General features: G+C 44.4%; 2 protein-coding genes. Both read left to right on the forward strand.

Going from position 1 to position 5162, the window contains the following annotated elements:
- The first annotated feature begins 331 nt into the window (after positions 1 to 331).
- Positions 332 to 1525 carry a restriction endonuclease subunit S gene (locus PX482_RS13165; RefSeq protein WP_288093494.1) on the forward strand — a complete coding sequence of 398 codons (1194 nt, stop codon included), beginning with the start codon at positions 332 to 334 and terminating at the stop codon, positions 1523 to 1525.
- An 86-nt stretch (positions 1526 to 1611) separates the two neighbouring features.
- Complete coding sequence (locus PX482_RS13170; RefSeq protein WP_288093496.1) at positions 1612 to 4830, forward strand: type I restriction endonuclease subunit R; 3219 nt, start codon at positions 1612 to 1614, stop codon at positions 4828 to 4830.
- Positions 4831 to 5162 lie beyond the last annotated feature (332 nt).

A 5162-nucleotide genomic window follows, 5' to 3' on the forward strand; every position in this document is an offset into this window, starting at 1 on the left:
CCCCCCTAGCCCCCCTTTTCAAGGCTATCCCCCCTAGCCCCCCTTTTCAAGGCTATCCCCCCTAGCCCCCCTTTTCAAGGGGGGAACCGGAACCGGAATCGGAGCGCGGTAGGGGTGCTGGAGGTGAGACGGGCGCTATGGCTGCGTAAGTCCCCCTTGAAAAGCTTGGTAATCCCCCCTAGCCCCCCTTTTCAAGGGGGGAACCGGAAGGGGATAAAAAGTCCCGCTTCTCACCGGTGATTCCCAAATTTGGTAAGTTAGAAAAGGTTACATCTGCGGGCGATTTGTTTAGCTGGAAAATCCTAAAGCTATAGGCGAGGAAGATAATTAGATGACATGGCGAGAAACTACTTTAGGAGCGGGTATACATATAAAACACGGGTACGCCTTCAAAAGTGAATTTTTTGTAAACAGCGGAAAATATATTGTTTTGACACCGGGTAATTTTTATGAAGAAGGAGGCTTTAGACTGAGAGCGGAGAAGGACAGGGCGTATTCGGGAAGTATTCCAGAAAATTTTATTTTATCAAAAGGCGATATTATCATTGCGATGACAGAACAAGATGCTGGTCTTCTAGGTAGCTCCGCTTTGATTCCCGAAAATGATAGATTTCTCCACAATCAGCGACTAGGACTAATTGATAAAATAGACGAAGAATTATTTAACAAAAATTTTCTCTACTATCTCTTTAATACTTATTCTATTCGCGGTCAAATTAGTGGAAGTGCTTCTGGAACAAAAGTTCGTCATACATCGCCCGATAAAATCTATAGGGTGAAAATTAAAATCCCCGATGTTACAACGCAACAGAAAATCGCCGATATCCTCTCCAAATATGATGATTTAATCGAAAATAATCGCCGCCGCATCGAGTTATTAGAACGTTCAGCCCGTTTACTTTACAAGGAATGGTTCGTCCGTTTACGCTTCCCCGGACACGAACACACCCCGATTATCGATGGTATTCCTGAAGGGTGGGAGAAAGTGCGTTTAAAAGATATTGCCGATCTTACAATGGGTCAAAGTCCTGAGTCAGAATATTATAATGAAGATCGATCTGGTTTGCCTTTTCACCAAGGCGTTACCAATTTTGGGATAAGATTTCCAGAAAATAAAGTTTACTGTGCAAAAATAACAAGAATAGCCAATGAAGGAGATATATTATTCAGTGTTCGCGCTCCTGTGGGCAGAATGAATATAAGCTTAGAAAAAATTATTATCGGTCGTGGTCTAGCAGCGATTCGAGCAAAACATAATTATCAGGGATTTTTATATTATCATCTTAAAAATTACTTTTTTAAAGAAGATATGATAGGTAGTGGTGTTATATTCGCCTCGGTGACGAAAGCAGGTTTAGAAAACGTTCAATTAATAAAGCCAAAAGATTCCATTCTCGCAATTTTTTTAGATAAAACAATTTCTATTGATGAGCAAATTAAAATACTTTTTAGGCAAAATCAAAAACTAAAACAAGCGCGTGACATACTACTTCCGAAACTTATGAATGGAGAGATCGAGGTGTAGAGGCAAAAAGAGCGATCGCACCTGTAAAAATCCCTGAAAATTGGCAATATTAATAAAATAAACCACTCCCCCGCACAATCGACCCTATGACCACCGAGGATAAAGTACAACAACTCACCGCCAACTGTCTGCGAGATCAACTTGGTTGGCAGAGTGTCTATGCTTATAATCAAGAGGATTACGGTGAAAACAGCCTGCTCGGACGGCAAAATCAGAAAGAAGTTATCCTCAAACGCTACCTAAAACAGAAATTACGAGAATTTAACCCCAATCTTCCCGAAGAAGCCTATAAATCCGCTATTCTCCAAATCGAAGAAATCAACTCCAGTCAAACCCTTCTGGCCACCAATCAAGAGAAACATCAACTCCTTCTCGATGGAGTACAGGTGAGCTACCGCAACGCCAAAGGAGAGCTAATTAGACAAACCCTAAAAATCCTTGATTTCGACCAACCCAGCAATAACCATTTTCTAGCGGTTCGAGAACTGTGGATACAGGGGGAAATCTACCTCCGTCGCACGGATTTGGTAGGTTTTGTTAACGGCATTCCCCTACTCTTCCTAGAAGCGAAAAACCTCAACCGAGACCTAAAAGCGGCCTACGACGAGAATTTATCGGACTATCTTGATACTATCCCCCATCTATTCGCCTATAACGCCTTTGCGATTTTAGTTAATGGCATAGATGCGAAAATAGGTAGTTTCTGCGGCAAATACGAACACTTTCACCCATGGAAACGCCTGGCCGAGAGTGACCCCGGCATTGTCGATATGGAAACCATGCTCAAAGGAGTCTGCGATAAAAATAACTTTATCGATCTGTTAGAAAATTATGTCCTTTTCGATAACTCCACTGGCAAAACCTGCAAGATTATCGCCCGAAATCACCAGTTTCTAGGGGTTAACCAAGCGATCGATTCTGTGAAAAGATGGCGGGAGGGTGGGATAAAAGATAACAAACTAGGGGTTTTCTGGCATACCCAAGGCTCTGGAAAGAGCTACTCTATGGTTTTTTTCACCCGCAAAATTCGCCGTAAACTAGGCGCAAACTATACCTTCGTTATCTGTACCGATCGCGAAGATCTAGATAAACAAATCTACTATACCTTTGCCGGTTCCGGATTGACCAATAACGAGCAAGAACTCTGCCAAGCTTCCAGTAACGAACACTTACAGAGTCTTCTGGGAGACCATAAAGCCTATATTTTCACCCTCATCCAGAAATTCAACCAAACCGTCAATCCCGACCAACCCTACAACTCCCGAAACGATATCATCATTATCAGCGACGAAGCCCACCGAACCCAGTACGGAACCCTAGCCAGCAACCTCCGGGCTGCACTTCCGGGCGCTGGTTTTATCGGTTTTACCGGCACCCCTCTAGTCAGCAACGACGAGATCACTAAACGCTATTTCGGGGATTATGTCTCCACCTACGACTTCCAGAGAGCGGTCGAGGATAAAGCCACCGTTCCCCTCTACTATGATGCAAGGGGTGATAAACTCTCGATCGCCGTCAACGACCTCAACGAACAGATCGCCGCCAAAATCGAAGAGTTAGAGATCGAAAATGTCGAGATAGAAGACCGTTTAGAAAGGGAATTAAGAAGGGATTACTACATCCTGACGGCCCCGCAGCGGTTGGAGGCGCTGGCCCGTGATTTCGTTGAACATTACAGCACCGCTTGGGAAACAGGCAAAGCCATGGTGATTTGTATCGACAAGCTCACCTGTGTCAAGCTGCATAACCTGATCGATCGTTACTGGAGCGAAAAAATCCAACAACTGAAAAAAGACCTCAAAAAAATTACCGATGACCAAGAGGAAAACTATCGTCAGCGTCAGATTCAATGGATGGAAGCAACCCTAACGGCCGTGATCGTCAGCGAGGAACAGGGAGAGATCGACAAATTCCAGAAACAAGGGTTAGATATTACCAGCCATCGCAGTGTAATCAAAAACGGCTTTGAACTGGCGGACGGTAAAAGAATCAGCCCAGAAAATGCCTTTAAACAAGCCGATCACCCCTTTCGGATCGCCATCGTCTGCGCCATGTGGTTGACCGGTTTCGATGTTCCCTCCCTCTCCACCCTCTACCTCGATAAACCCCTAAAAGCTCATACGCTCATGCAAGCGATCGCTCGTGCTAACCGGGTTAACGAGGGCAAAACCAACGGTTTAATCGTGGATTACTGCGGAATCCTCAGAAATCTCCGTCAAGCTCTCGCCGATCTCGCCCAAATTTCCGATCAGGGACGCAGGGAAGACCATCTTAGTCTCGACCCCACGAAACCGCAAGAAAATTTACTGGATGAATTGGCCCGATCGATCGAGGCAGTTAAAGAATTTTTGGGGGAAAGTAACGCATCCCTAGACGCACTCCTCGAATATAAAATACCTAGTTTTGCCTTCAATAAAGCCATTAACGACGCGAAGGAAGCGATCAATCGAAGTGATCAGGCCCGACAAAATTTTGGACTCCTCTCTCAAGAGGTCTTCCATCTTTTTAAGGCCTGTCTTAATCAGCCATCGGTTAATCACTACCGTCCGGCTCACGACACGATTAAACTGATCTATAAATGCATTCAAGGTGATCGGGAGAAAATAGACATCGCGGAAATTCTCTTGGAAATGCGATCGGTAATCGACGGGGCGATCGATGTAACCACCGAAGCGAGGGCCGATGATACCCCACTGTACAACATCAGTAAAATCAACTTCGAGCGTCTGAAACAGGAATTCGCCAATAGCGATCGTAAGAATACCACCGTCCAAACTCTCAAAAACGCCATCGAAAACCGTCTCCGAACAATGCTCGAGCAGAATCTGCAACGGACGAACTTTCAAGAGCATTACGAGCGGATCATCGCTGATTATAATTTCGAGAAGGATCGGGTGGCGATCGAACAGACCTTCGAGGCCTTATTAGAATTTATTCAGGAACTCGATCAAGAGTCCCAACGGGCGGTTAGCGAGGGATTAGACGAGGAATCCCTCGCCCTGTTCGACCTTTTAACCAAAGAGAATCTATCACCGCAAGACATTGAAAAAATTAAACAGATCGCCACGCAGCTTTTGAAAACCCTAAAACAAGAGAAACTAAAGATCGATCGTTGGCCAGATAAAGAATCCAGTCGGGCGGAGGTTAAAACTACTATTCACAACTTTTTATACAGCGATGATACTGGTTTACCCGTCGATCTCTACACGGAAGAAGAAGTGGAAGAAAAAACCGAAGAAGTCTTCCGCCACATCCGGCGAGTTTATCCGAGTCTGCCTTCGCCTTATTACAGGTCGGCTGCCTAGATTCTGGACTGTCCATATTTCGCTTTTCCGAAGTTGCTGATTTTATATCTGATAATCATCACCGTCCCTAAATATTTGCTCCGATTTTTTGTAGTAAAGTTATACTATTAAGGAAGCAAAGACGAAATTCTAAGTAGGTGGGTATTAAAAATTGTCAGACACCCCCATGATCAAGGAGGATCCCCCCGCCTATCGGCACCCCCCTTATCAAGCTATCCATTAGTCGGATCTTTCTTAACAAAAAGAGAAGAAACTTAAAAAAAGGGGAAACGATTGATAGGTATAGTTTTGAAAGAAGGAATTAAGGTGGAGGTAAGCAAAAAAATGGAGAA

Origin of the sequence: Microcystis sp. M53602_WE12 (assembly GCF_030065455.1) — a bacterium.
Taxonomy (GTDB): domain Bacteria; phylum Cyanobacteriota; class Cyanobacteriia; order Cyanobacteriales; family Microcystaceae; genus Microcystis; species Microcystis aeruginosa.

What these genes read in the sequence shown, in the direction of transcription:
- PX482_RS13165 (WP_288093494.1), top strand. Translation starts at nt 332, where the DNA reads ATGACATGGCGAGAAACTACTTTAGGAGCGGGTATACATATAAAACAC.
- PX482_RS13170 (WP_288093496.1), top strand. Translation starts at nt 1,612, where the DNA reads ATGACCACCGAGGATAAAGTACAACAACTCACCGCCAACTGTCTGCGA.